This is a genomic window from Longispora fulva, from assembly GCF_015751905.1.
GTDB lineage: Bacteria > Actinomycetota > Actinomycetes > Mycobacteriales > Micromonosporaceae > Longispora > Longispora fulva.
In genome coordinates, this window is sequence record NZ_JADOUF010000001.1 from 7749050 (window position 1) to 7775760 (window position 26711).

Below are 26711 nucleotides of genomic sequence, written 5' to 3' on the forward strand. Positions count from 1 at the left end.
CATCGTGGACTATCACGACGGGACCCGCGCGGTCCGCGCCGGCCTGCCAGAGCCAGTGCCCGGCCAGCCCTTCCTGCCGGGCCCGGTGTTCGCGGGGCCCTACCACCTCGACCCGGTCGCCGGCCCGAACGCCGCCCCCGACGCCTACGGCCGGGAGAGCAACCCGACCCTGGGCCGGCTGGAGGCGGCGATCGCGGAGCTGGAGGGCGCGGCCGGCTGCCTGGTGTTCGCCAACGGGATGGCCGCCGTGTCCGCGGCGATGCTCGCCCTGACCCGGCCCGGCGACGCGGTCACGGTGCCCGCCGACGGCTACTTCGGGGTCCGGCTCTTCGCCGACGGGGACCTGGTGCCGCGCGGTATCGCGGTCCGGGCGATCCTGACCGACGCCGACCACGACTTCACCGGCGTCCGGCTCGCAGTGCTGGAGACCCCGGCGAACCCGAGCATGGCCGTCTGCGACATCGCGGCCCTGTCCGCGCGGGCGCACGCCGCCGGCGCGCTGGTCGCCGTCGACAACACGATGGCCACCCCGCTCGGCCAGCGCCCGCTGGACCTAGGCGCGGACCTGGTCGTGGCGTCCGGCACCAAGGCGCTGACCGGCCACTCGGACCTGCTGCTCGGCTACCTGGCCAGCAACGACCCCGACCTGCTGGCCACCCTGCGGTCCTGGCGCAGCCACACCGGCGGCCTGCCCGGGCCGTTCGAGGCCTGGCTCGCGCACCGGTCGCTGGGCACCCTGGACCTGCGGCTGGGCCGGCAGAGCGCCAATGCCGCGGCGGTACACGGGATGCTGGCGAAGCGGCCGGAGGTGACGAACCTGCGGTGGCCCGGCACGGACCCGGTCGCGCTGCGCCAGATGCGGCGGATCCCGGGGGTGCTGGCCTTCGAACTGCCCTCGGCCGACCATGTGGGCGCTTTCCTGACCCACTCGGCGCTCGTGCACCCGGCCACCAGCTTCGGCGGGCTGCACACCACGGCCGACCGGCGGGCCCAGTGGGGCGAGAACGTGCCGGAGGGGCTCGTGCGGCTGTCGTGCGGGTGTGAGGATGTCGACGATCTTCTCGCGGACCTCGCGGCTGCTCTGGACCGCGCTGCCGGGTAGATTGACTCTCCGTGAACAGCGCGCGGAAGATCAGGGTCGCGGTCGTCTTCGGCGGTCGGAGCACGGAACACGCCATCTCGGCGGTCAGCGCAGGCAGTGTGTTCGCCGCGCTCGACCCCGACGAGTTCGAGGTCGTGCCGATCGGCATCACCCGCGAGGGGCACTGGGTGCTCACTTCCGGTGATCCCGCGGGCCTGGCGCTGGAGGGCCGCACGCTTCCCGAGGTCACCGAGGGCTCCGGCTCCGCCGTGGCGCTGTGGGGCGGCGGCACCGTCGTCGCGCTGGACGCGACCGCCGGCATGCCGGGCCTCGGGGACGTGGACGTGGTCCTCCCCCTCCTGCACGGCCCGTACGGCGAGGACGGCACCATCCAGGGCCTGCTGGAGATGGCCGGCGTGCCGTACGTGGGCGCGGGCGTCTTCGCCTCCGCCGCCGGGATGGACAAGGAGTTCACCCGCAAACTGCTGGCCGCGGCCGGCCTTCCGATCGGCCCGTGGACCGTGCTGAGGCCGGGCCAGGAGTTCGACGAGGCCGACAAGGAGCGCCTGGGCCTGCCGGTGTTCGTGAAGCCGGCCCGGGGCGGCTCCAGCATCGGCATCTCGAAGGTCACCGACTGGGCCGACCTGGACGCCGCGATCGCGCACGCCCGCGCCGCCGACCCGAAGGTGGTCATCGAGGCCGCGATCGTGGGCCGTGAGGTCGAGTGCGGCGTGCTGGAGGGCGAGCACGGCGGGGCGCCCGAGGCCAGCCTGTGCTCGGAGATCCGGATGGTGCGCAGCGCGTCGGGCTGGTACGACTTCGACACGAAGTACCTCGACGACGCCTGCGAGTACGACCTCCCGGCGCACCTGCCCGCCGAGGTCACCGCGAAGCTGCAGGACTACGCCGTGCGGGCCTTCACCGCGCTGGACTGCGCCGGCCTCGCCCGGGTCGACTTCTTCGTCACCCCTGAGCTCGACGTCTACATCAACGAGATCAACACGATGCCGGGCTTCACGCCGATCTCGCAGTTCCCGCAGATGTGGGCGGCGTCGGGGCTGCCGTACCCGAAGCTGGTGTCCCGGCTGATCCGCACGGCGCTGCGGAAGGGCACCGGGCTCCGTTAGTTCTTGCAGGCCGCCGGCGGTTCCGCGACGGCGGGCACGGCGGCGGCCACCGAGGAGGAGAACCCGGCGATGAGCTGCCCCTGGTACGACGTCGGGATGCTCACCCGCACCGGCGTCACCCGGTCCACGGTCCGGAACACGTTGGTGTCGGCCGCCTGCTCCCCGTACCAGCACACGCCGTTGATCGGGAACAACGTGCCGGTCGGCGGGAATGTCGTCGCAGGCCCGCCGCAGGTCATGGTGATGGCCGGCGAGCCGTACGCCGCCGTCTGCTCCGTGTTGCCCACCACGGCCCGCCGGGGCAGCTCGCCGAGCACGTCCGGCAGGCCCGCGACCAGCGCCCGGCAGCGCGGCACGTCGGCCTCGGCCAGCGCCGCGCCGGGCACGGTGACGCCCGAGCTGGGCATGACCGTGGACGTCGGCGTCGGCTCGGGCGCGGCCTTCGTGTTCACGAACCACAGCGCGGCGACGCCCAGGACCAGGGTCACGGGGACTGCGACGAAGGTGGCGGTCCGCGCGGCGGCCCGCCGATCGGGATCGGACAGGGCAGGCTCCTCGGGGGCGGCCGGCGGAGACCTACAGGTGCACCACCGAACAGGTGAGTGTCCGGGTGATCCCGGGGACCGCCTGCACCTTACTCACCACCATCTTGCCCAACTCGTCCACGGTCTGGGCCTCTGTGAGGACCACCACGTCATACGGGCCGGTGACGGCGTCCACCTTCGCGACGCCGGGGACGTCCACGATCGCGGCGGCCACGTCCCTCGCCTTGCCCACTTCGGTCTGGATCAGGATGTACGCCTGGACCACGACACGACTCCTTTGCCGTCGACGCACAGGGTGTGAACTGTGAAACTACCGCAGCGGGGCAGGATTCGGATCGCAGAGCGCAGGGGAGTGCGGAAATGACAGTCGCCAAGACGGGGGAGTTCGGGTTGATTGCCCGAATAACCGCCCGATTGGGTACCGGACCCGGGGTGCTCCTCGGCCCCGGCGACGACGCGGCACTCGTGGCGGCCCCGGACTCCCGGGTGCTCGCGAGCACCGACGTCCTCGTCGAGGGCCGGCACTTCCGCCGCGACTGGGCCTCCGGCACCGAGATCGGCCGCCGGGCCGCCGCCGCGAACCTCGCCGACATCGCGGCCATGGGCGGCTACCCGACCGCGCTGCTCGTCGCCCTGTGCTGCCCACCGGACCTGGACGTCGCCTGGGCCGAGGAACTCGCCGACGGACTGGCCGCCGAGGCCGCCCTCGCCGGGGCGGCCGTCGTCGGCGGCGACATCTCCGCGAGCCCGGTGCTCACCATCGCCGTGACGGCCCTGGGCGACCTGCGCGGCGCGAAACCCGTGCTCCGCGGCGGCGCCCGCCCCGGCGACGTGGTGGCGGTGGCGGGCCGCCTCGGCTACGCCGGCGCCGGCCTGACCATCCTGTCCCGCGGCTTCCGGTCCCCGAAACTCCTGGTGGACGCCTACCGCCACCCCGAGGTGCACTACGCCGCCGGCCCCCAGGCCAACCAGCTCGGCGCGACCGCGATGCTCGACATCTCCGACGGCCTGCTCGCCGACCTCGGCCACATCGCCACGGCCAGCGGGGTCGCCATCGACGTGCAACGCGCCGCCCTGGACGTGCCGGCGGCGATGGTCGACGCGGCCAAGGCGCTGGGCGTGGACCCGTACAGCTGGGTGCTCGCCGGGGGCGACGACCACGCGCTGGCGGCCACCTTCCCGCCGTACGCCGACCTCACCGACGACTGGCACGTGATCGGCCGGGTGAGCCACGGCGGCGGGGTCACGGTCGACGGCCGCCGGTATATCGGGCAGAAGGGATGGGACCACTTCCGATAGGGTTGTTCACTGTGAGCGATCTCGTCTTCCGGTCCCTGCCGTACACCGACCCCGTCGTCCAGCGGCTCCTCGAGGAGATCTACCTCGACCAGACCGAACGGTACGGCGGCCCCGACGCTGCGGCCGTCGACCCGGCGGAGTTCGCCCCGCCGCGCGGTGACTTCCTGACCGCCTGGCAGTACGGCGAACCGGTCGGCTGCGCGGGCTGGCGCAGCGACGGCGACAACGACGCGGAGCTCAAGCGGATGTACACCGTCCCGGCGGTCCGGGGCCGGGGCGTGGCCATCGCGCTGCTCGCCGCCGTGGAGGACAGCGCCCGGGCCGCCGGCCGGATCCGGCTGATCCTGAACACCGGCCCGAAGCAGCCGGAGGCCATCGCGCTGTACGAGAAGTGCGGCTACGACCCGATCGAGCCCTACGGCCACTACAAGGACTACGCCGAGGCCGTCTTCCTGGGCCGCGTTCTCTAGCGGCCGTCGGGGAGGTCGGTGACCGGGAGGGGTTCCAGGGAGAACTGGGTCTTCAGCCACGGCAACATGTTCCGGTACGTGACCGGGGTCTGCGGCCGGCCGAAGTCGTGGGACAGCACGATGGTCCCCGGCCGGATCAGGGTCCGGATCCGCTTGGACATGAACGCGACCATCACCTCGCCGGTGCCCCGGTCCTCGTCCTTGTAGCTCAGGTCGTCGACGTCCCAGAAGATGGAGTTCATGCCGAGCAGGGCGGCGTTGTCGACCATGCGCTTGTTGAACTTGCCGTAGGGCGCGCGGAAGTACCGGATCCGGGCCTTGGGTTCCGCCTCGTGGATCGCGTCGTTCGTCGCGGACAGGTCGCTCAGCATCTCACGATCGGGCAGGTCGCCCAGGTCCGTGCGGTGTTCCCAGGAGTGGTTGCACACGGTGTGGCCCTCGGCGACGATCCGCCGGACCAGGGCGGGGTTCGCCTTGACCTGCTTGCCCACCAGGCAGAACGTGGCCCGCACGTGGTTCTGCAGCAACGCGTCGAGCAGCGCCGGGGTCTGCACCGGGTCGGGGCCGTCGTCGAAGGTCAGCGCCACAGTGGTACCGCCGGTGCCCTGCAGTGAGCCGCCGGGGCCGATCGCCTTGCCGTTGAGCGCCGGGGCCAGCGGGCGGCGCTCCGGGCCCTTGGGCGAGGACTGTTGGTGCTCAGGCGTCGGCTGGGGCGCGGTGGCCTTCGGGGTGGGCGCAGCGCCGGCCTCGGAGCCGGGCGGCGGACCGCAGCTGGTGACCGCGAACCCGAGCGATAGGGCGATGGCTACCAGGACGGTCCTGGGGAGGAGGGGGCGCACAATTGGAAAGAGTACTGTAAAAAAATCCGACCGTCCCCCCAAGATCATCAGGGTGAACGGTCGGATTCGAAGTGGAACTAGGCGCGCGTGACTAGGCCCTGGTGACCTTGCCGGCCTTCAGGCACGAGGTGCACACGTTGACCTTCTTGGTGTTGCCGCCACCAGCCGGGGTACGCACGGTCTGGATGTTCGGGTTCCAGCGGCGGTTGGTCTTCTTCTTCGACCAAGGCACGTTGTGGCCGAAGCCCGGCCGCTTGTCGCAGACGTCGCACACGCTAGACATGATTGTTCTCCTGGATCAGTCACTTCCGGCCGCGCGTTGGTCGCAGCAAGACACGGTCGCCCGGGGTGCAGGGCAACCCGGCAAGGTTACCTGACAGGAAGGCGGAACCTCTAATCCGGGTCCCGCCCCGACCCGCGGACCGGACAGCAGGTCAGGAAACACACACCGGGTTCTCCGCTAGGGTAACTAGTCGTGCTGGACAGTCTGGACGCGGGTGCGGTGCGCCGCTGGTGCGCCGCCGCGCTCGCGGCGCTCCGCCGGCACCAACGCGAGATCAACGACCTCAATGTGTACCCGGTGCCCGACAGCGACACCGGCACCAACCTCGTGTTCACCCTCGACTCCGCCCAGCGCGCGCTCCTCGCCGAGCCGGAGCTGGCCGAGCTGGGCAAGGTCCTGCACTGCATGGCCCGGGGCGCGCTGCTCGGCGCGCGCGGCAACTCCGGGGTGATCCTGTCCCAGCTGCTGCGCGGGATCGCCGACGCGCTCTCCGCCAGTCCGGACGCCCGGGGCCGGGCGCTCGCCGGGGCCCTGCGCGCGGCCGTGACCACGGGGTACGCGGCCGTGTCCACGCCCGTCGAGGGCACCGTGCTGACCGTCGCCCGGGCCGCGGCCGACGCCGCGGAGGAGTCCGGCTCCGACGACCTGGCCGCCGTGGCCTCCGCCGCCGCGCTCGGGGCCGAGGTCGCCCTGGCGCACACCACCGAGCAGTTGCCGGCCCTGGCCCGGGCCGGCGTGGTCGACGCGGGCGGCCGGGGCCTCGTGCTGTTCCTCAACGCCCTGGTCGAGGTCGTGACCGGCGTCGCACCCGCCCGCGCGCCGCTAGCCAGGGTGGCCGCCGACCCGACCCTGCTGCTCACCGCGCGCGAGGAGGGCTCGGAGGAGTACGCGTACGAGGTGCAGTACCTGCTCGACGCGCCCGACACCGGCGCGCTCCGCGACATCCTCGGCGACCTCGGCGACTCCGTGGTGATCGTGGGCACCGGCGACGGCTCGTGGAACGTGCACGCGCACGTCAACGATGTCGGCGCGGCGATCGAGGCCGGGGTGGAGGCGGGCCGGCCGTACCGGATCAGGGTCACCCGGTTCGAGGACGAGTCGCCGACCGCCCGCAGCGTCGTGGCGTTCGTCGAGGGGGAGGGCCTGCGCGAGCTGCTGGCCGCCGAAGGGGTGCTGACCAGCACCGACGGCGTGACCCGCCCCGTGATCGCGCTCGGCACGCCGCCGGCCGGCTGGAAGGGGGACCGGGTCATCCCGCTGCGCTCCCCGGTGCAGGCCCTCGCCGCGCTCGCCGTGCACGACCCGGGCCGGGCGCTCGACGACGACGTGATCGCGATGGCGGAGGCGGCCGGCGCCTGCCGGTACGCGGAGGTGACGTTCGCCACCCGCGACGCCATGACCATCGCCGGACCCGCCCACGCCGGTGACGTCGTGGTCCTCGTGGACGGCGAGGTGAACCTGGTCGGCCACGACCTGGCCACGGCCTGCGTGACCGTCCTCGACCGGGTGCTGGCCGCCGGCGGGGAGCTGGTGACCCTGCTGTTCGGCGCCGACGCCCCCGCCGGGTTGGACGCCGAGCTGCTCGCGCACCTGGCCCGCAAGTGGCCGTTCGTGGAGGCCCGGGCGTATCCGGGTGGCCAGTCACAGCCGCTGTTGATCGGGGTCGAGTAGTAGTGGTCACGCTGGAAACCCCGCTGAAGGGCGTCGTAGGGCCGGCCGCGGCGCCCCTGGAGAAGGCGCTCGGCCTGCGGACCGTGGGGGACCTGCTGCGGCACTACCCCCGGCGGTACGACGAGCGCGGCGAGCACACCGACCTGGCCACCCTGGAGATCGGCGACCAGGTCACCCTGATGGCCCAGGTGCAGCGGGTCACGGCCAAGCAGATGAAGCAGCGCCGGGGCAGCATCCTCGAGGTGCTGATCGGCGACGGGATCCGCACCATCACCGCAACGTTCTTCAACCAGCCGTGGCGGGAACGCGAACTCAAGGTCGGCAAGTGGGGCCTGTTCGCCGGCAAGGTCACGGAGTTCCGGGAGAAACGGCAGCTCAACGGCCCCGAGTACGTGCTCCTCGACCCCGACGACGAGAACGCCGCCAACGAGATCGAGGAGTTCGCCGGCGCGATCATCCCGGTGTATCCGGCGGCGGCCGGCCTGCCCACCTGGACCATCTCGCGCTGCGTCCGGCTGGCCCTGGAGATGGTCGAGCCCCCGCCGGACCCGCTGCCGTCCGCCCTGCGCGCCGAACGCAAGCTCGTCGGCCTCGACACCGCGCTCCGCGACATCCACCGGCCTGCGTCCAAGGAGGCCCTGTACGCGGCGAAGAAGCGCCTCAAGTGGGACGAGGCCTTCGCGTTGCAGGTCACGCTCGTGCAGCGCAAGCAGCGGGCCGCCGACTGGCCTGCCAGGGCGCGGCCGGGGCGGGCGGACGGGCTGCTGGCGGCGTTCGACAAGTCGCTGCCGTACACGTTGACGAACGGGCAGGTCCAGGTCGGGGCCGAGATCGCCGCCGACATGGCCGCCGAGCACCCGATGCACCGGCTGCTGCAGGGCGACGTGGGCGCGGGCAAGACGCTCGTCGCGTTGCGCGCGATTCTGCAGGTGGTCGACTCCGGCGGGCAGGCGGCGCTGCTCGCCCCGACCGAGGTGCTCGCCGGCCAGCACCACCGGGGCATCGTGGAACTGCTCGGCCCGCTCGCCGCCCGCGCGGACGAGAAGGCCCTGGCCGGGATGCTCGGCGGGTCCGCGGCCCTCGGCGTCGAACTGCTCACGGGATCGCTGGGCGTCGCCGCCCGCCGCCGGGTGCTCGCCGGGCTGTCCTCCGGGGAGACCGGGCTCATCATCGGTACCCACGCGCTGCTGTCCGAGGGCGTCGACTTCGCCGACCTGGGCCTCGTCGTCGTCGACGAGCAGCACCGGTTCGGCGTCGAGCAGCGCGACATCCTGCGCGCCAAGGCCGACCAGCCGCCGCACACCCTGGTCATGACGGCCACCCCGATCCCGCGCACCGTGGCCATGACCGTCTACGGCGACCTGGAGGTCTCCGCGCTCACCGAGCTGCCGGCCGGCAGGTCCCCGATCGCGACCCACGTCGTGCCGATGGGCGACCAACGCTGGCTCGACCGGGCGTGGGCCCGGGTCCGCGAGGAGGTCGGCAAGGGCCACCAGGCCTACGTCGTCTGCCCCCGGATCGGCGACGAGGAGCCGGGTGGGGCGACTGACCGCCGACCCCCGCTCGCCGTGCTCGACGTCGCCCCCGAACTGGCCGAGGGCCCGCTGAAGGGCCTGCGGGTGGAGATCCTGCACGGCCGGATGCCCGCCGAGGACAAGGACTCGGTGATGCGCGCCTACGCCGCCGGCGACGTCGACGTCCTCGTCGCCACCACGGTCATCGAGGTCGGGGTCAACGTGCCCAACGCGACCATGATGGTGATCCTCGACGCGGAACGGTTCGGCGTCTCCCAGCTGCACCAGCTGCGCGGCCGGGTCGGCCGGGGCAGCGCGCCGGGCCTGTGCCTGCTCGTCTCGGAGGCTGTGCCGGAGTCCCCGTCGGGGGAGCGGCTGGCGGCCGTGGCGTCCACGACGGACGGGTTCCGGCTCGCCGAGCTCGACCTGGAACAGCGCCGCGAGGGCGACGTGCTCGGCGCGGCCCAGTCCGGGAAGCGCTCGGCGGTGCGGCTGCTCTCCGTGATCAAGGACGCGGACCTGATCACCGAGGCCAGGGCCGCGGCCACGGCACTCCTCGCCGAGGACCTCGAACTGGAACGGCACCCGGTGCTCGCCGCGACCGTGGCGACACTCGTCGCGGAGGACCGCGCGGAGTACCTGGAAAAGGGTTAGAAAAAGGGCCCCGCCGGAGCGGGGCCCTCTCACGGTGCGGTGTTACGCGGTGAACGTCGTCCGGCGGCGACGGGCGGCCACGAACAGGAAGCCACCGACGGCCAGCAGCGCGGCGGCCACACCGGCGGCGATGCCGATCGAGGCACCGGTGACGGGCAGGTCACCGCCGCCCGGCTTGGTCGCGGTGCACGAGGCGTCCGGCGCGTAGGCCACGTTCGTGACCTTCTCGTCGATCGTCACGGTCGCGGTGAGCCCGGCGGTGCCGGCGATCACGACGTCCTTCTTCTCGCCGGCCGCGAGCTTGACGACCTCGGACTTCTTGTCGCCGTACTCGATCGTCGCCGTGACGCTCGGCAGGCCGCCGACCGGGTTGGTGACGGTGACCGTCAGGTTCTTGCAGTCGGAGGTGCCGGCGACGGTCGGCGCGGCGCAGTTCTTCGGCGCGGTCCAGTCGCCCTTGAAGAGCTCCTTGGTGCTCTTGCCGTCGGAGCTCTTGACGCCGGCCACGATCCCGGTGGCCTTCGCCGCCGGGATGGTGACGACCTTGACCTCGCCGGCCTTGAGGGTGACGGTCTCGGAGAAGCCGCCGGCGGCAGTGACGACGAAGGTCGCGTCCAGGGTGGCGGACTCGCCGTTCATCAGGGTGAGGCCGACGCTGCCGTCACACGCCGGGAGGGCGTTGACGGTCGGCACGGCGGCGCAGTCCACTGCCGGGCCCGAGTAGTGGTCCAGCAGGTACGGCAGCTTGTCCTTGTCGGTGCCGCCCTTCTTGGCCAGCGGCACGGACACCTTGGTGTCGTTGCCCTGCGCGGACGCGACGGTCAGGTCCGGCGCGGTGTCCAGGGTGGCGCTGATCAGGAGCACCTCGACGTTGCAGGCCGGCACCTTGACCGCCAGCGAGATCGTCTTGTGGGTGGGGTCGATCAGCTTGCTGTCCACGTCGAAGACGAACGACGCATCGTCCGGCGAGTCACCCGGGGACACGAACGAGACCAGGGTGAACGGCTGCTTCTCACCGTCGCACAGCGGCAGGTCGCCTTTGAGCGAGACCGTGGCGAGCCCCTTCGGGCCGTCGAAGGTGTGGCTGAAGTGCGCCCGCGAGGCCTTCAGACACGTCGGCGGGACGGGCTTCTTCTTGCAGACGTCCTTGAAGGTGACCGTGGGCAGGGCGTGCGGGTTCTTCTTGGTGCCGCCAGGGAAGCTGACGTGGTAGCCGTCGGGCCAGGTGACGGTCAGGCTCAGCGTTGCCTTCTTGGTGTCGCCAGGCACCCGCTGGGTGCCGCTGACGTAACCGTTGGCGTTGCCCGTGGGGACCGGGATGACCAGCTTGTCGAAGGTGACGTCGGTCGGCGTGGCCTTGACCGCGCTGATTGTGCCCTCGGTTTTGAAGTCGTTTCCGACGGTCCACGTCACGATCCACTCACCGGTGGCGCGGTCACACTCGGTGGTGGGGGTGACGGAGGAGTCGTGCGCGCTCGCGGGGCTGGCCAGGGCGAAGGTGGCGGTCAGGCCGACCAGCGCGGCACCGGCGACCGCCCCGAGGCGGCGGAGGGTTCGCTTCAAGGTGGGACTCCAGGGAAGATCGAGGGGCGCCGGCGGCTGTCGCGCGCCAGGCTCGCGGAGAGTAACGCTCGGTGCCCGCGAGCACGAAACGCGCGTGTACCGTCAGAACGCTGAACGAATATGGCCGGAAAGGACTCACCCGATGACCCGGATCGTCGCCGGAGCCCACGGCGGGCGGCGCCTCGCCGTCCCCGACGGGGCCGACACCCGTCCCACCTCCGACCGGGTGCGCGAGGCGTTGTTCAGCGCGCTGGAGAGTCGGATCGGCGTGGATGGGTCACGATTCGCCGACCTGTACGCCGGCTCCGGCGCGATCGGCCTGGAGGCCTACAGCAGGGGCGCGGCGCACGTCCTGCTGGTGGAGTCCGGCGCCAAGGCGGCCCGGACCATTCGTGACAACATTGTGACCTTGCGTGCCACGGGTTCGGTGGAACTGCTGGTCTCCAAGGTCGACTCCGCCGTACAGACCGCCCCTCCGGCGCCGTACGACATCATCTTCGCCGATCCGCCCTATGCGGTCACCGACTCCGATGTGGCCGGCATGCTGGCCGGACTCATGGCCAACGGCTGGTTGACCGAGGGCGGGGTGGTCGTCGTGGAGCGGGCGAAGCGGTCGGCCGAGCCGGAGTGGCCGGCGGGCCTGGTCGCCGACAAGCCGCGCAAGTACGGCGACACCACTTTGTGGTATTCGCGGCACGAGGCCGCCGCGCTGCCGTCCGAACCGGTGTGACGGTCCGGTGACCGCCCCGGCGGGAGCGCGCCGGAACGTCGCCGGGCCCCGGTCTTTGGTACGGTCCGCCTCGTGAATCGTGCTCTCTGCTCGGGCTCCTTCGACCCGGTGACCAAGGGTCATCTCGACATCGTCGAGCGGGCCAGCCGCCTGTTCGACGAGGTCATCGTCGCCGTCGCCATCAACGACACCAAGGCCGGCCTGTTCACCCTCGACGAGCGGATCGAGCTGCTCCGCGAGACGACCGGACAGCTCCCGAACGTCCGGGTGGACTCGTTCCGGGGGCTCACTGTCGACTACTGCAAGGTCAACGACGTGCGGGCGATCGTCCGGGGCGTGCGGGTCGCGGGCGACTTCGACTACGAGCTCCAGATGGCACAGATGAATGTCGGACTCGCGGGGGTGGAGACGCTCTTCATGGCCACGAATCCGCTCTACTCTTTCATCGCGTCCAGTCTCGTCAAGGAAGTGGCGAAGTGGGGCGGCGACGTCTCGGCCTACGTGCCGGACGTGGTCGCGCGGCGGCTGGCCGACAAGTTCGCTCAGGCTTAGGGGAGGCGTCAGTGGACCCGCTCGACCGGATCGACGAATTGGTCACGTACGTCGAGGCTGCGCGCTCGATGCCGATGTCGCGCAGCAACTGCGTGATCGAGCGGTCCGAGATGATCGCGCTCCTCGACGAGCTGCGCGGGGAGCTGCCGGCCGACCTGCGCCGCTCCCAGGCCCTGCTCGAGGAGCGGGACAAGATCATCAACGCGGGTCAGCGCGAGGCCGACCGGATCGTCTCCGAGGCCGAGGCCGAGCACGCCCGTCTGGTGTCGCAGAACGAGATCACGGTGTCGGCCGAGCACGAGGCGTCCCGGCTGGTCTCCGAGGCCCGCCAGGAGGCCCAGCGGCTGCGCGACGAGGTGGACGACTACGTCGACACCACCCTGGCGAACTTCGAGCAGTTCCTGACGAAGGCGTTGGCCGCGATCGAACGGGGCCGCGACAAGATGCACGCCCTGCGCGAGATCGGCTCGTTCACCCCCGACGACGGTGACCGGCCGCTGCCTTTCTGAGGGGTACCCGTCGCGTTGGGTTGATTTTGCCCTCGAAGCGGTGAATGTCCTGGCGAGCGTGGCGCGGGCCGGTGGTGGCTCGGGCCGAGTTGGGCGGGACGGACCTGGTCAGGTAACCTGGTTCGTCGGCCTATCCGGGTCGAGATTCCCTGACGCCCGCAGACGGAAGCATGTCTACTCATCTTGATGCCCGAGCACCGCTGGTCCTGGACACCCGGGAGCTGCCGCGGAGCCCTGGCGCCATGCGTGAGTTGCGTCGCACCGTCCCGGCGCCGGTGGATCTCGGTGTGGAGCTGATCGGCGTTCCGACCGGTTCCGAGCTCACGCTCGAGCTGCGGTTGCAGTCCGTCTCCGAGGGCGTCCTCGTGAGCGGCTCGGTGACCGCCCCGCTCGAGGGCGAGTGCGGCCGGTGCCTACGCCCGATCAACACCACGACGGTGGTCCACCTCTCGGAGCTGTTCGCTTACCCGGACAGCACCACGGCGGAGACCACCGACGAGGACGAGGTCAGTCGACTCGAGGGCGATCTGCTCGACCTCGAGCCGACTCTGCGGGACACGGTGGTGTTGGCTCTGCCGACCAATCCGGTGTGTCGCGAGGACTGCCCAGGCCTGTGCTCCGAGTGCGGAGTTCCCTGGGACGATCTGCCTGATGACCACAGCCATGAGGCGGTTGACCCACGCTGGGCCGCGCTTGGCAAGATCAAAGCATCTGAGGAGTAGAGACGTGGCCGTTCCGAAGCGTCGCATGTCGCGCAGCAACACCCGGTCCCGTCGGGCCAACTGGAAGGCCCAGGTCGTGCCGACCGTGGCCTGCCCGCAGTGCAAGGCCGACAAGCTGGCGCACGCGGTCTGCCAGACCTGTGGCACGTACAACGGCCGTCAGGTCGTCGAGGTCTAAAGCGCCTCTCCGTAGTTTTTCGGGGTTGTCCACGCGCAGCGATGCGCGTGGGCAACCCTTAACTTTTTGCCTATGCCGGTAATGTCCCTTTTGGGAATCCGCTACTGCCCGAGAGGGGACCGATGGCCGCCCATCACCGACCACCGCTGAGTCTGCTGGAAGCCGCGTTCGGCGTGCGACTCGAGCAGGGCCTGGTCGAACGGGCGCTGACCCACCGGTCGTATGCCTACGAGAACGGCGGCCTGCCGACCAACGAGCGGCTGGAGTTCCTCGGCGACTCGGTCCTCGGTGTGGTCGTCACCACCGCGCTGTACCTGAACCACCCCGACCTGCCCGAGGGCCAGCTGGCCAAGCTGCGGGCCAGCGTCGTCAACATGCGGGCCCTCGCGGAGGTCGCCAGGGGCCTCGGGCCGAACGGGCTCGGCGAGTACCTCTACCTCGGCAAGGGCGAGGAGGCCACCGGCGGCCGGGACAAGTCGAGCATCCTCGCCGACACCCTGGAGGCCATGCTCGGCGCGATCTACCTCGAACACGGCCTGGAGATCACCACCGGCGTGATCCACGGCCTGTTCGACCCGGTGATGGAGGCCGCATCCCAGCGCGGGGCCGGCCTGGACTGGAAGACCAGCCTCCAGGAGCTGACCGCGACCCACGGGTTCGGCGTGCCGGAGTACCTAATCGCCGAGGAGGGGCCCGACCACTCCAAGACGTTCACGGCGTGGGCGGTCGTCGCCGGCGAGCAGTTCGGCGCCGGGGGCGGTCGGACGAAGAAGGAGGCCGAGCAGCGGGCGGCCGAGTTGGCATGGCGGGACCTGTCGGACCGCAAACCGGCCACGGACTAGCCGGGCGGCACCAGGCGGCGGTGGCCGGATGGTCGAAGATCGCACAGTAGTGCGAAACTCAGAGCATGCCTGAACTCCCCGAGGTCGAGACCATCCGGGCCGGACTGGACCGCTGGCTGCCGGGCCGGTCCATCGCCGACGTCGAGGTGCTGCACCCCCGCTCCGTGCGCAACCACGAACCCGGCCCGGACCACTTCGCCTCCCTCCTGCGAGGACGGACGATCACGGGCACGGCGCGGCGGGGCAAGTACCTGTGGCTGCCTCTGGACTCCGGGGACGCGCTGCTGTGCCACCTGGGCATGTCCGGCCAGTTCCTGCTCAAGGGGGCCGACGAGCCGGCGGACAAGCACCTGCGGGTCCGGCTGTCCTTCGCCGACGACCAGCCGGAGCTGCGCTTCGTCGACCAACGCATATTCGGGTACCTGGACTACGCCGACGGCGGGGCCGACCTGCCGGCCAGCGTGGCGCACATCGCCCGCGACCCGCTGGACCCGCTCTTCGACGACGCGGAGTACTCGGCGCGCCTCCGCCGGAAGCGGACCGAGGTCAAGCGGTCCCTGCTCGACCAGACCCTGATCTCCGGGATCGGCAACATCTACGCCGACGAGGCACTGTGGCGCTCCCGTCTGCACTGGTCGCACCCGGTGGCCGAACTCACGGAGGAGCAGGTCGCCGAGCTGCTCGGCCACATCCGGGACGTGTTGGCCGAGGCCGTGGTCCAGGGCGGGACGAGCTTCGACTCGCAGTACGTCAACGTCAACGGCCAGGGCGGCTACTTCTCCCTGGTGATCAACGCGTACGGCCGCGAGGGCGAGCCCTGCAAGCGGTGCGGCGACCCGATCCGCCGCGAACCGTGGATGAACCGCTCCGCGTACTCCTGCCCGACCTGTCAGCCGCCGCCGGCCGCGACGCGGTAGTGCTCCTCGTGCGCGGCGAGCCACAAGCCGAGCGCGTGCCGGTCCAGGGCCCGTCGCCGGGCGAGCAGCCCGAGCCGCCAGCGCAGCTCCGGGTCGGCGAGCAGCCGGTCACAGGTCGCGCGCACGGCTGTGGCGGGCACAACGAGCCCGGCGCCGCCGAGGAGATCCGCGACGCCGTCGGCCTCCACCGCCACCACGGGCAGCCCGGACATCATGGCCTCGACCAGTGGGAACGTCGGCCCGGCGGTCGCCACGACCACGGTGGCCCCGGCGTAGTGCGCGGCGCCCAGCGGTGACCCGCCGGCCACCTCCAGCACTGCGGGCACGGCCGGCTCGGCGCGCCGGGGCGGATAGTCCCTGGCGTCCAGGACGAGGCGGCGTGCGACCGCCCGGTACGCCCGGTCGTGGCACAGCCCGGTGACCGGTCCGCCCGGGTCGACCCCGCTGAGGACGTACGGCGTCCCGCGCCGCCAGCTGTGCGCCAGCGCGGCGAGCCCCGCCCGGGGGCCGATCGCGTGCACCACGTGCACCGGGGGCAACCGCAGCGCGAGGGGCCGCAGGGCGTCGTGCAGGACGGCGGCGTGGCCGGCGGGCAGCGACTCCCCGCCGAGCGCGTCCAGCCGGACCCGCCCGAGCGGGTGCGGCCCGACCACGGGCTGGAACGGGACGCCGCCCGGACCGGTACCGGGATCGTGCACGCCGGCCAGCATCCGCCATCCCGCCGCGACCGTTCCGGGGTGGGCGGCCCGGCCGCCGGGACACGACAGTCCGGCCAGCATCCGCAGCCCGACGGCGAGTGTCCGACGGTCGCCGCGCAGGTATCCCCGGCTGAGGTGGCGGGCGGCGGCCTCCCGGATCAGCCAGGTGCTCGGTTTCCGGACTGCGGCCCAGCTCGGCGCTGATCCATCCAGCACGCCGTGGAGTGCGGCCCCGTGGCGGAGCCAGGCTTCCGTGAGTGTGGTGCCGTCGCAGGTCGTGGCGCCCGCGATCATCGGCCACCGGCCGGTCGGCTCCCGGGTCGGCCGGCCGTCGTCCGAGGCGGGGAGGCGGCGCGGCAGGTTCGTCATGGACAGCACGTTGCCGGGCAACCCGCCGCCACCGGCCCATCCACCCGCGCCGGACCGGCCGCTCGGATCGGATCGTCCGCCCATGCCGGACCCGGACCCCGGGCCGGGCCGGGACGCCGCCTCGGACCGCATGCCCGATCCGGATAGTGCCGACCTTGCGGGCCACAGCCCGGCGGCGACCGGGAGGGCGGGGCCGTCGTCGTCCAGGGTCACCAGGTGGAACTCGTGCCGACGGAGCCCGCGCAGCAGGTCGAGGACCTCGTGGTCGATCCGGTCGGCGAGCAGCGCCACCCGCAGCATCAGAGGGTCGTGGCCACGTCGTGCGGGCGGCGTTGCCGGGCGATCCGCAGCTGGGCGGCCGTCGCGGCCCACGCTGACCCGACGATGTCGTCCAGGCTGCGCTGCGCCCGCCAGCCGAGCCGGTCCCGGATCCGCGCGGGGTCGGCGACGGCGGTGGGCGGGTCGCCGGGCCGGGGTTCCCCGACGACGTACGGCAGCGGCTGGCCCGTGGCCCGCTCCACGGCGGCGATCAGTTCGAGGACGGACACGCCGACGCCCCGGGACACGTTCAGGGTGTCGGCGGTGAGGCCGCCCGCCTCCAGGGCGCGGACGGCCGCGACGTGCGCGCCGGCGATGTCGGACGGGTGCACGTAGTCCCGGACGCAACTGCCGTCGGGCGTGGGGTGCCCGGTGCCGTGCACAGTGGCCTTCCCACCCTCGACCGCCGCCCGCAGCAGCCGGGGGAGGAGGTTGTCGCCGCCGGTGTCGGCGAGGGCCGGCGCCCCGGCCCCGGCCACGTTGAAGAACCGGAGGATCGCGTGGTTCAGCCCGGTCGCGGCGCCCACGTCGCCGATCAGCCACTCGCCGGCCAGTTTCGTCCGCCCGTACGGGCTCGACGGCCGGGTGGGCGCGTCCTCCGCGTACGAGTCCGCCGTGCCGTACACGGCGGCGGTGGAGGAGAACACCAGGTGAGGTGTCCGAAGGTCGACCAGCACCTCGAGGAGATCTGCGAGGGTGTCGAGATTGGCGCGGTGGTAGCCGAGCGGGTCCTCGTACGAGGCCGCGACGTCCTTGAGCGCCGCCAGGTGTATGACTCCGCTCACGTGGTACCGGATGATCGCGTCACGGACCGTCATCCGGTCCCGGACATCGGCGCGGATCAGCGGAACGGTCGGCGGCAGCCGCCCCGCCCTGCCGGCTGAAAGGTCGTCCAGAACGACGACGCGCAGGTCAGCACCCATGAGCGCGCGCACAACGTGCGCACCGATATACCCGGCTCCACCTGTCACCAGCCATGCCACACGAGATACAACGATGATCACACGCTGTAAGTGTAAGTTTGTCAGACTTGGGACAGTCAACCGTTACAGAGTTGAGCCGACTTGACTCACCTTAACTTGACTTGCAACGGGGTGCGGTGGACGATATAGAGGTCGCTAGTCGCGCCCACGTGCGCCTGGTATTCGGTGCGTTCGAGATACCCGGCGGCGGGTCGCGGGTTCTGGCCCAACTGGCACATCTGCACTCAGCGACATTTATTCATCAAGGAGATGCTATGGCGAAGGCCCTCTATGGCCACGTCGGTAGCCTGCCCGATCGCCGGCTGCTCGACGAGGTCACCAAACTGCGTGCGACGGTTCACGCGCTGGAGTTCGAAATGACCCGCTTGCGGGCCGAGAACGACCGGCTGGCTGCCGCGGTCTCGACGGAGGAGGAGCTGTTGCGCCTCTCCGAGCCGGTCATGGCCTGAGGCCATCCGCGCACGCCCGACAGAAGGACAGAAACACCCGATCTCTCCGGGATCAGACAACAGCGATACCCGATCTCTCCGAGATCAAACATAAGCGCGCCGTCCCTGGTTGTGGGTCGGCGCGCACTGCTGTGACCAGGTAGGTAACCTCGGCAGGTGCATCTCAAGAGCCTCACGGTCAAGGGCTTCAAGTCCTTCGCCAACGCCACGACGCTCCGCCTGGAGCCCGGCATCACCTGTGTGGTGGGCCCGAACGGCTCAGGCAAATCCAACGTCGTCGATGCCATCGCCTGGGTTCTGGGTGAACAGGGCGCGAAATCCCTGCGCGGCGGCAAGATGGAGGACGTCATCTTCGCCGGCACGACCGGCCGTGCCGCCCTCGGCCGCGCCGAGGTGACCCTGACGATCGACAACACCGACGGTGCGCTGCCCATCGACTACACCGAGGTGTCGATCACCCGCCGGCTGTTCCGGACGGGCGAGAGCGAGTACGAGATCAACGGCGACTCCTGCCGTCTCCTCGACATCCAGGAACTGCTCAGTGACTCCGGCATCGGCCGTGAGCTGCACGTCATCGTCGGCCAGGGCCAGCTCGACACCGTGCTGCACGCCAACCCCGAGCACCGCCGCGCCTTCATCGAGGAGGCCGCCGGTGTCCTCAAGCACCGCAAGCGCAAGGAGAAGGCGCTCCGCAAGCTCGACGCCATGCTCGCGAACCTGACCCGGATCGGTGACCTCGCCACCGAGCTGCGCCGCCAGCTCAAGCCGCTCGGCAAGCAGGCGGAGATCGCCCGCCGGGCCGCCGGTATCCAGGCCGACCTGCGCGACTCCCGGCTCCGGCTGCTCGCCGACGACCTGGCCACCCTGCGCGGCACCCTGCACCGGGAGGTCGCTGACGAGACCGCGCTGCGGGAGCGCCGCGAGGTCGTCGAGGCATCGTACGCGGAGTCCTCCGCCGAGCTGGCCGAGCTGGAGAACGCCCTGGCCGCCGACGCGCCGGCGCTCGCCAGGGCCCAGGAGACGTGGTACAGGTTGTCGGCGCTCCAGGAGCGGCTGCGCTCGACGGCCCAGCTCGCCGCCGAGAAGCTGCGCTACCTGTCCACCGAGCCGGCCGACGAGCGCGCCGGCCGGGACCCGGAGCAGCTGGAGGCCGAGGCCCAGAAGATCCGCGAGCAGGAGAACGGCCTCCGCGAAGCCCTCGAGGAGGACGAGGAACGGCTCAAGGAGTCCGTCTTCGCCCGCCAGGAGCTGGAGGTCCGGCTCCGCGAGGCCGAGCGCGCCCTGGTGACAGCGGCCAAGGCCGTCGCGGACCGCCGTGAGGGGCTCGCCAAGCTGTCCGGCCAGGTCGGCGCGGTCCGCAGCCGGGTCGCGGCGGCGGCCGAGGAGCTGACCCGGCTCAGCACGGCCCTGAACGAGGCCAGGACCCGGGCCGAGGACGCCGCCGTCGCCCTCGCCGAGGCCCAGGGCGAGGGCGAGGCCGTGGACGAGGGCGGCGCGGACCTCGACGTGCGGCACGCCGACGCCAAGCAGGCGGCGGACCTGGTCACCGCACGGATCAAGGAACTCACCGACGCCGAGCGGGCCGCCGAGCGGGAGGTCTCCGGCTGGAAGGCGCGCGCGGAGGCCCTGGAGCTGGGCCTACGCCGCAAGGACGCGGCCGGGGCGCTGCTCGCCGCGGCCGGGCGGTCGCCGGGGGTGCTCGGCAGCGTCGCTTCCCTGCTGACTGTGGACTCCGGCTACGAGGCCGCGTTGGCCGCGGCCCTCGGTGGGCTGGCCGACGCGGTGGCCGTGGACTCGGTGGACGCGGCGACGGCCGCGATCACGATGCTCAAGGCCGACGACGCGGGGCGGGCCTCGCTGCTGGTCGCGGCCGGTGGCCGGCTGCCGGGAGCCGCTGGCGACGGCGGCCGAGCCGGAGACGGCGTCGTTGCGGCCGCCGGAGCCGCCGGAGCCGCCGGTAGCGGTGGGCAGGTGGCCGGCGTCGCCGGTGGCCGCCCAGCCCTGCCGTCCGGTGCGCGCTGGGCTCTCGACGTCGTGCGGGCCCCCGGGAACCTCGCGGACTCCGTGGCCGCCGTGCTGCGGGGATTCGTCTTCGTCCCCGACCTGGCCGCGGCCCGCGCGCTGCTCGCCGACCACCCCGGCCTGACGGCCGTCACCACCGACGGCGACGTCCTCGCCGCCGGGCAAGCCGCCGGCGGTTCCGCGAAGGCCCCGAGCCTGCTCGAGGTCCAGGCCGCCGTGGACGAGGCCAAGCTGCGCAAGGCCGAGTTCGAGGAGCGGGCCGGTGAGCTGGCCGACCAGCTGGAGATCGCCCGCGAGGAGCTGGCCGTCCGGCGCGAGGCCGTCACCGCCGTGGCCAATCTGCGCCGCGAGGCCGACGCGCAGCGCAACGCCGTCCAGCGCCGGCTCGCCGAGCTGGGGGCCGCGGCGCGCAGTGCGCAGAGCGAGGTGGACCGGTACAAGGCGTCGTGGGAGAAGGCCGAGGCGGCCCGCGAGCGGGACCTGGCCGGGCTCGCCGAGCTGGAGGAGCGGCTCCAGGCCGCCGAGGACCTGCCGGTCGACGAGGATCCGTCCACCGAGGAGCGCGACTACCTGGCCTCGGCGGCGCAGGCCGCACGTCAGGGCGAGATGGAGGTCCGGCTCGCTGTCCGGACCGCCGAGGAGCGGGTGCTGGCCCTGTCCGGCCGGGCTGAGGGGCTGGCCCGGCAGGCCCGGCAGGAGCGGGCCGCGCGGGAGAAGGCCGCCGAGCGGCGGGCGGCCAGGGAGCGCGCGGCCCGGGTCGCGCACGCGGTGTCCCTCGGCGCGGGGATCGCCCTGGACCGGATCAGTGGTTCGCTGAGCGTGGCCACGGCGGAGCGCGAGGAGGCCAGCACGGCCAAGGCGCAGCGGGAGCAGGCACTGGTCGGGGTACGGGCCCGGGTCCGGGAGTTGTCCGGCGAACTGGAGCGGCTGACCAGCCAGGTGCACCGCGACGAAGTGGCGCGCGCCGAGCAGCGGCTGCGGATCGAGCAGCTGGAGGCCAAGGCCGTCGAGGACTACAGCATCGAACCCACGGTGCTCCTGGACGAGTACGGGCCGCAGGCGCTGATCCCGGTCGAGGACGGCGACCCGGTGCGCTTCGAGCGGGCCGTGCAGGAGAAGCGGGCCGCCCGGGGCGAGCGGGAGTTGGCGCTGCTCGGCAAGGTCAACCCGCTGGCGCTGGAGGAGTTCGCGGCGCTGGAGGAGCGGTACAAGTTCCTCTCGGATCAGCTGGAGGACCTCAAGGCGACCCGGCGGGACCTGTTGACCGTGGTCAAGGAGGTCGACGACCGGATCCTGGAGGTGTTCCGCGACGCGTACGAGGACACGGCCCGGGAGTTCCAGATCGTGTTCCAGACCCTGTTCCCGGGCGGTGAGGGCCGCCTCGTCCTGACCGACCCGGACAACCTGCTGCTCACGGGCGTGGAGGTCGAGGCCCGGCCGCCCGGCAAGAAGGTCAAGCGGCTCTCGCTGCTGTCCGGTGGCGAGCGGTCGCTGACGGCCGTGGCCCTGTTGTGCGCGATCTTCCGCGCCCGGCCCAGCCCGTTCTACATCATGGACGAGGTCGAGGCAGCCCTGGACGACGTGAACCTGGGCCGGCTGCTCGACGTGATGAAGCTGCTGCAGGACAACAGCCAGCTCATCGTCATCACGCACCAGAAGCGGACAATGGAGATCGCCGACGCGTTGTACGGCGTCACCATGCGCGGCGGCGTCTCGCAGGTGATCAGCCAGAAGCTCAAGGAAGCGTGAGCGGTCACAGCGGCCTTTGATCCACGAACTAGGAGACACAGTCGTGAGAGACACCTGCAAAGCCCTGCTGATCGATCTCGACGGAGTGCTGCGGTACTTCTCGATCGAGCGGCTGGCGGCGGTCGAGGAGCGGCACGGGCTGCGCGCCGGGGCGCTGCCGGAGATCGCGTTCCACCACAGCCTGCTCAACCCGGTGGTGGAGGGCGAGATCAGCCACGCGGAGTGGGAGCTGCTCACCGCCGAGGCGCTGCACACGCTGGCGTGGCCGACCCCGGAGAACGGGCCGGACGACCGGATGGCCCGGGCCCGGGCGGCGGTGGCCGACTGGCAGTCCGACCACGGCGAGGTCGACAAGGTGGTGCTGGAGTTCGTCCGGGAGGTGCGGGCCGCCGGGCTGCCGGTCGCGTTGTGCACCAACGCGACGGACCGGCTCGACGCCGACCTGGCGGAGCTGGGCCTGGCCGGGCAGTTCGACCACGTGGTCAACTCGTCGGTGCTGAAGCTGCGCAAGCCCGACAAGGCGTACTTCGTCGAGGCGTCGGCGACGGTGGGCGTGCCCCCGAAGCTGTGTCTTTTCGTCGATGACAGCGACCGGATCATCAACGGGGCCCGGGTGGCCGGCATGGCGTCGTTCCGGTTCACCGGCCACTCGGACCTGGACTACCTCAGGGTCGCGCTCGGCCTGCCCAAGGCCGGCTAGCCCGGACCGACTCGCACGGCCGTGTGAGTCGGCTCTCTATTCCCTGGCTACTGTACCGGCTGGACGGTACAGTCATCCCATGACTCGCGGACGGATCCTGGACGCCGCCGAGGCGCTGCTCGTGGAGCAGGGCACCGGCGCGTTCACGCTGTCCGCCGTCGCCGAGCGGGCCGGCGTGAGCAAGGGCGGCCTGCTCTACCACTTCAAGACCAAGGAAGCCCTGATCCAGGCGCTGGTCGAGCGGCTCGTCGAGGAGTTCGACCGGTCGATCGAGTCGCACTTCGACGGCTCCTACGCCCGTGCCTACGTCACCGCGACCTTCGAGGTCGTCGCCGGGGACCCGGCCGTCACCGGGCGGCGCTGGGCCGTCGTCACGGCCGCCGCCACCGACGCCGGGATGTCCGAGCCGCTCCGGGTCGCGTTCCGCCGCTGGCACACCCACCCCGACACCGGGGACGAGGTGACCAGCCAGCTGGTCCGGCTCGCCGCCGAGGGGGTGTGGGAGGTCTGCCACATGGCCCCCGGCACGTATGACGCCCAGCGGCTCGCCGAGCTGCGCCAGCGGCTGCTCGACCTGATCTAGATCCACTTTCTCCAGCCGTCACCCGCGTGGGTGACGGCTGCTACCCGTGCAGGGAGGTACACGATGATCAACCGCGCCCGTTGGGGCACCACACTGACGTTCGCACTGGCAGGTCTCCTGATGGGGGTGTGGGTCACGCGTATCCCCGCGCTGGCCGCCACGTTCCACCTCGACGCCGGCCAGGTCGGCCTCGCCGTGCTCGCCTGGGGCGTCGGCGCCCTGGTCGCGATGCAGTCGATGCGCGCCGTGATGCTGCGGTTCGGCAGCCACGCCGTGCTGCGGGTCGCCACCCCGCTGACCGCGTTGTCGCTGGTCCTGGTCGCGGCGGCCCCCAACTATCCCGGCCTGCTCGCGGCCGTCGTTGTCTACGGCATGGTCTTCGGGATGATGGACATCGGGATGAACTCCCAGGCCGTCACGGTCGAGCAGGCCCACGGCGGCTCCATCATGAACGGCATGCACGCCGGCTGGAGCGTCGGCGCGCTCACCGGCGGCCTGGCCGGGGCCGGCACCGCCGCGCTCGGCCTGACCTTCGGCCAGGCGCTGGTGGCCGCCGCCGCCGTCGGGGTGCCCGCGGCCCTCGCGCTCGGCTTCACGTACCTGCCCGACGCGCGGGGCGCCCGGGTGGCCGGTGGCGCGCCGCGGCGGAAGCTGCCGCGCACCGTGTACCTGATCGGGGCGCTGGCGTTCGCCGCGTTCCTGGTCGAGGGGTCGATCGCGGACTGGTCGGGGCTGTACCTGTCCGGGGACCTCGGGTCGACCGAGGCGGTCGCGGCGCTCGGCTACCCGCTGTTCGAGTTCTCCATGATCATCGGTCGGCTGTTCGGGGACCGGCTGCGGAACCGGTTCGGGACCCGGAACATGCTCGTCGGGTCCGGGGCGGCCACCGCGCTCGTGCTCGTCGGGCTGATTCTCGCCCCCGGCCCGTTCGGCGGCCTGACCGCGTTGTTCGTGGTCGGGTTCGCGATCTGCACCGTCATCCCGATCACGATGTCGATGGCCGGGACCGTGGGCGGGGCGCAGTCCGGCGCCTCCGTGGCGCAGGTCGGGGCGATGGGGTACACCGGGTTGCTGCTCGGGCCCGTCGTCCTCGGGTTCGCGGCCGACCACTCGAGCCTGCGGACGGCGTTGTGGATCGTGGTGGGGGTGTCGGTGGCCATCGCGGTGGGATCGCGGCTGACCCGGCCCGGGACGGTGCTGCCGGTGGCCGTGGAGGAGCGGGAGCTCGTCAACGCCTGAAAGACCCTATGAGGGTTACGGAGGTTCCTGGGCCTGGGGGCGGCGGCACATCCTGCCGGGGGCCGGGGGTGATCCGTGAGGTCGGGTGGCCTTGGCGGGCGGGGCGCGGAGCGCCCCGCCCGCCAAGGCCACCCGCGATCAGTCCCGCACGACCCCGTCCTGCTGCCGGGCCAGCTCCGTCAACCCCAGCGCCAGCATCGCCTGTGCCGCCGTGTACGTCACCATCACCCCGGCGTCCAGCACCGTGTCGGCCCGGCCACCCGCGCCACCCGCCTGCCGGTACCGCCGCAGCCCGACCAGGAAGTCCGACACCACGAACAGCGCGCCACCGGTCGCGGCCCGGGTCGCCGCGGCGTCCCAGCGCGGATCCTCGCCCCGCCGTCCGCGCAGGTCAAGCGTGCTGACGGCCACGGCGGTGAGCAGCCCCGCGTACCCGAAGCCGGCCACGGCCTCGCCCCACCCGGTGCGTTTCGCGACCCCCGGCAACACGGCGGCGAAGCCGGCGAGCGCGAGCGCGTACGGCGCGGCGAGCCACGGCCGGTACCGCAGCATGCCCGGCCGGTCGCCCAGGCCGTTGACGGCGGCCAGGTAGTTGACGTGCGCCCCGGCGAACGCCCCGGCCCCGGACAGGAACGCCAGCCGGCTCTTCCCGAGCAGGGCGGTGTCCCCGGCCGCCGACAGGGTCAGCGCCGTGGCCACCCGCCGCTGGACGGGCCCCGGGTCGGGGGCGGCGACCGCCGCCGCGAGCACCGGCATCAGGGCCGGCTTGATCAGCCGGCGGGCCTTCGGCTTCCCGGCGAGGATGGCCAGGGTGTCCAGGACCGCCAGGCCGGCGTAACCCACCAGATTCCCCCGGGGGGTTACTTTGTTCACAAAGCCGGCGAGCGGCGAACGTCCCAACATGTGACCATCCTGCCCCAGCCCAGAGGAGCCCTCGGCTACCGGGCGGGCATCTGTCAGGATCTTCCCCATGGACTTGTGGGTTTACGCCGTCATTCTCGGGGTCGTGCTGCTGCTGGGCGGCGCGGGACTGGTCGTCGCCCGGCGCTCGGGGCGGGCCGTCGAGGCGCCGCCCGTACGGCCGCGGATCGCGCCGGAGGAGCCGGCGGAGACCGGGTCGGTCCCCACTCGTACCCCCGAGATCGGCGAAGCCGCTCCCGCGCCGGTGACGGTCGAACGGCCCGAGCCCACGGCGGGTCGGCTCGTCCGGCTCCGGGCCCGGCTCGCCCGCTCGCAGAGCACACTCGGTCGCGGGCTGCTGGCCCTGCTGGCCAGCGACAAGCTCGACGACGACGTCTGGGACGAGATCGAGGAGACCCTGATCACGGCCGACGTGGGGGTCGAGGCGACCGGGGTGATCGTCGCCCGGCTCCGCGAGCGCACCCGGGTGCTGGGCACGCGCACCGCCGCCGAGCTGCGCGGACTCCTCGCCGAGGAGCTGACCGCCGCCCTCGACCCGGACCTGGACCGTTCGCTGAAGAGTGCCCACGACGGCCGGCCGGCCGTGATCCTCGTCGTCGGCGTCAACGGGGCCGGCAAGACCACGACCTGCGGAAAGATCTCCCGGGTCCTGATCGCCGATGGCCGCACCGTCCTTCTCGGCGCCGCCGACACGTTCCGGGCCGCCGCCACCGAGCAGCTGGCCACCTGGGCCGGCCGGGTCGGGGCGGAGATCGTCCGCGGGCCCGAGGGTGGCGACCCGGCGAGCGTGGCCTTCGACGCCGTGAAGCGGGGCATCGACACCGGCGTGGACACGGTCCTGATCGACACCGCCGGCCGGCTCCAGAACAAGGTCGGCCTCATGGACGAGTTGGGCAAGGTCAAGCGGGTGATCGAGAAGCACGGGCCCGTGGACGAGACCCTTCTCGTGCTCGACGCGACGACCGGTCAGAATGGGTTGGCACAGGCGCGGGTGTTCACCGAGGCGGTGGACGTCACGGGTGTCGTGCTGACGAAGCTCGACGGTACGGCCAAGGGAGGCATCGTGATCGCTGTCCAGCGCCAGCTCGGCATCCCGGTGAAGCTCGTCGGCCTGGGCGAGGGCCCGGACGACCTGGCGCCGTTCGAGCCGGCCGCCTTCGTGGACGCTCTGCTGGGGGACTGAC

Annotated in this window: 27 protein-coding genes; 19 read left to right on the forward strand and 8 right to left on the reverse strand. The window is 72.2% G+C overall.

Translation table 11 applies throughout. The features are described from left to right. Position 1 precedes the first annotated feature (1 nt). Together IW245_RS35880 and IW245_RS35885 are read left to right on the forward strand one after the other, a co-directional pair. Entirely contained in the window at positions 2-1102 is a 1101-nt protein-coding gene (locus tag IW245_RS35880; RefSeq protein ID WP_197008859.1) for a cystathionine gamma-lyase, read from the forward strand. A gap of 11 nt (positions 1103-1113) precedes the next feature. After that, positions 1114-2208 (forward strand): D-alanine--D-alanine ligase family protein, encoded by a 1095-nt coding sequence (locus IW245_RS35885; RefSeq protein ID WP_197007532.1) that lies wholly within the window; start codon positions 1114-1116, stop codon positions 2206-2208. Here the strand turns inward: IW245_RS35885 and IW245_RS35890 are convergent. Together IW245_RS35890 and IW245_RS35895 are read right to left on the reverse strand one after the other, a co-directional pair. Continuing rightward, on the reverse strand, positions 2205-2696 hold the full coding sequence (locus IW245_RS35890) for a DUF3515 family protein (RefSeq protein ID WP_197007533.1): 492 nt from the start codon (positions 2694-2696) through the stop codon (positions 2205-2207). The two genes, IW245_RS35885 and IW245_RS35890, sit on opposite strands and share 4 nt — an antisense overlap. 88 nt (positions 2697-2784) lie before the next feature. Continuing rightward, positions 2785-3018, reverse strand: coding sequence for an Lrp/AsnC ligand binding domain-containing protein (locus IW245_RS35895; RefSeq protein ID WP_197007534.1), 234 nt, complete (start codon positions 3016-3018; stop codon positions 2785-2787). Between the two features lie 95 nt (positions 3019-3113). Here IW245_RS35895 and IW245_RS35900 point away from each other — a divergent pair, with 95 nt between their 5' ends. Then, the gene (locus IW245_RS35900; protein ID WP_197007535.1) at positions 3114-4052 is read left to right on the forward strand and encodes a thiamine-phosphate kinase; all 939 of its coding nucleotides are present in this window, start codon (positions 3114-3116) and stop codon (positions 4050-4052) included. Further along, positions 4034-4522, forward strand: coding sequence for a GNAT family N-acetyltransferase (locus IW245_RS35905; protein WP_197007536.1), 489 nt, complete (start codon positions 4034-4036; stop codon positions 4520-4522). Before IW245_RS35900 ends, IW245_RS35905 begins: the two co-directional genes overlap by 19 nt. On the opposite strand, the gene IW245_RS35910 is transcribed toward IW245_RS35905, so the two are convergent. Both IW245_RS35910 and rpmB read right to left on the reverse strand, forming a co-directional pair. Further along, positions 4519-5361, reverse strand: coding sequence for a polysaccharide deacetylase family protein (locus IW245_RS35910; RefSeq protein ID WP_233473060.1), 843 nt, complete (start codon positions 5359-5361; stop codon positions 4519-4521). The two genes, IW245_RS35905 and IW245_RS35910, sit on opposite strands and share 4 nt — an antisense overlap. A gap of 91 nt (positions 5362-5452) precedes the next feature. Beyond that, positions 5453-5644, reverse strand: a complete 192-nt coding sequence (gene rpmB / locus IW245_RS35915; protein WP_197007537.1) for a 50S ribosomal protein L28 — start codon at positions 5642-5644, stop codon at positions 5453-5455. 192 nt (positions 5645-5836) lie between these two features. Between rpmB and IW245_RS35920 the strand changes: the two genes are divergently transcribed. Next, positions 5837-7315 (forward strand): DAK2 domain-containing protein, encoded by a 1479-nt coding sequence (locus IW245_RS35920; RefSeq protein WP_197007538.1) that lies wholly within the window; start codon positions 5837-5839, stop codon positions 7313-7315. 2 nt (positions 7316-7317) lie between these two features. Next, entirely contained in the window at positions 7318-9483 is a 2166-nt protein-coding gene (gene recG, locus IW245_RS35925) for an ATP-dependent DNA helicase RecG (protein ID WP_197007539.1), read from the forward strand. 42 nt (positions 9484-9525) lie between these two features. Here recG and IW245_RS35930 read toward each other — a convergent pair whose 3' ends face one another. After that, positions 9526-11046 (reverse strand): LAVTG motif-containing sortase-dependent surface protein, encoded by a 1521-nt coding sequence (locus IW245_RS35930; RefSeq protein ID WP_197007540.1) that lies wholly within the window; start codon positions 11044-11046, stop codon positions 9526-9528. Positions 11047-11188: 142 nt separating this feature from the next. Here IW245_RS35930 and rsmD point away from each other — a divergent pair, with 142 nt between their 5' ends. From rsmD to mutM, 7 genes are all read left to right on the forward strand, one after another. Beyond that, complete coding sequence (rsmD, locus tag IW245_RS35935) at positions 11189-11776, forward strand: 16S rRNA (guanine(966)-N(2))-methyltransferase RsmD (RefSeq protein WP_197007541.1); 588 nt, start codon at positions 11189-11191, stop codon at positions 11774-11776. Between the two features lie 72 nt (positions 11777-11848). After that, entirely contained in the window at positions 11849-12328 is a 480-nt protein-coding gene (coaD, locus tag IW245_RS35940; protein ID WP_197007542.1) for a pantetheine-phosphate adenylyltransferase, read from the forward strand. Positions 12329-12339: 11 nt separating this feature from the next. After that, on the forward strand, positions 12340-12837 hold the full coding sequence (locus IW245_RS35945; RefSeq protein ID WP_197007543.1) for an SPFH domain-containing protein: 498 nt from the start codon (positions 12340-12342) through the stop codon (positions 12835-12837). Positions 12838-13007: 170 nt separating this feature from the next. Next, positions 13008-13559, forward strand: coding sequence for a YceD family protein (locus tag IW245_RS35950; protein WP_197007544.1), 552 nt, complete (start codon positions 13008-13010; stop codon positions 13557-13559). 4 nt (positions 13560-13563) lie between these two features. Further along, entirely contained in the window at positions 13564-13737 is a 174-nt protein-coding gene (gene rpmF, locus IW245_RS35955) for a 50S ribosomal protein L32 (protein ID WP_197007545.1), read from the forward strand. Positions 13738-13859: 122 nt separating this feature from the next. Further along, on the forward strand, positions 13860-14579 hold the full coding sequence (gene rnc / locus IW245_RS35960) for a ribonuclease III (RefSeq protein ID WP_197007546.1): 720 nt from the start codon (positions 13860-13862) through the stop codon (positions 14577-14579). A gap of 65 nt (positions 14580-14644) precedes the next feature. Further along, the gene (gene mutM, locus IW245_RS35965; protein WP_197007547.1) at positions 14645-15496 is read left to right on the forward strand and encodes a bifunctional DNA-formamidopyrimidine glycosylase/DNA-(apurinic or apyrimidinic site) lyase; all 852 of its coding nucleotides are present in this window, start codon (positions 14645-14647) and stop codon (positions 15494-15496) included. Here the strand turns inward: mutM and IW245_RS35970 are convergent. Both IW245_RS35970 and galE read right to left on the reverse strand, forming a co-directional pair. Next, positions 15469-16863 (reverse strand): glycosyltransferase, encoded by a 1395-nt coding sequence (locus IW245_RS35970; RefSeq protein ID WP_231399050.1) that lies wholly within the window; start codon positions 16861-16863, stop codon positions 15469-15471. The genes mutM and IW245_RS35970 overlap by 28 nt on opposite strands. Next, entirely contained in the window at positions 16863-17885 is a 1023-nt protein-coding gene (gene galE, locus IW245_RS35975; protein WP_307788945.1) for a UDP-glucose 4-epimerase GalE, read from the reverse strand. The genes IW245_RS35970 and galE overlap by 1 nt, the downstream gene beginning before the upstream one ends. 233 nt (positions 17886-18118) lie before the next feature. Between galE and IW245_RS35980 the strand changes: the two genes are divergently transcribed. The 5 genes from IW245_RS35980 (at position 18119) to IW245_RS36000 (ending at position 24606) form a co-directional block, all read left to right on the forward strand. After that, positions 18119-18313 (forward strand): hypothetical protein, encoded by a 195-nt coding sequence (locus IW245_RS35980; RefSeq protein WP_197007549.1) that lies wholly within the window; start codon positions 18119-18121, stop codon positions 18311-18313. A 156-nt stretch (positions 18314-18469) separates the two neighbouring features. Then, a complete protein-coding gene (locus IW245_RS35985) occupies positions 18470-22084 on the forward strand; it encodes an SMC hinge domain-related protein (RefSeq protein ID WP_197007550.1) in 3615 nt (1204 codons plus the stop codon). A gap of 43 nt (positions 22085-22127) precedes the next feature. Next, complete coding sequence (locus tag IW245_RS35990) at positions 22128-22784, forward strand: HAD family hydrolase (protein WP_197007551.1); 657 nt, start codon at positions 22128-22130, stop codon at positions 22782-22784. A 79-nt stretch (positions 22785-22863) separates the two neighbouring features. Further along, positions 22864-23367: a TetR/AcrR family transcriptional regulator gene (locus IW245_RS35995; RefSeq protein ID WP_197007552.1), complete on the forward strand. Its 504-nt coding sequence runs from the start codon at positions 22864-22866 to the stop codon at positions 23365-23367. A 63-nt stretch (positions 23368-23430) separates the two neighbouring features. Further along, a complete protein-coding gene (locus IW245_RS36000) occupies positions 23431-24606 on the forward strand; it encodes an MFS transporter (protein ID WP_197007553.1) in 1176 nt (391 codons plus the stop codon). 138 nt (positions 24607-24744) lie between these two features. Here IW245_RS36000 and IW245_RS36005 read toward each other — a convergent pair whose 3' ends face one another. Continuing rightward, complete coding sequence (locus IW245_RS36005; RefSeq protein ID WP_197007554.1) at positions 24745-25509, reverse strand: lysoplasmalogenase family protein; 765 nt, start codon at positions 25507-25509, stop codon at positions 24745-24747. Positions 25510-25576: 67 nt separating this feature from the next. Here IW245_RS36005 and ftsY point away from each other — a divergent pair, with 67 nt between their 5' ends. Beyond that, positions 25577-26710: a signal recognition particle-docking protein FtsY gene (gene ftsY, locus IW245_RS36010; RefSeq protein WP_197007555.1), complete on the forward strand. Its 1134-nt coding sequence runs from the start codon at positions 25577-25579 to the stop codon at positions 26708-26710. The last annotated feature ends 1 nt before the right edge of the window (position 26711 follow it).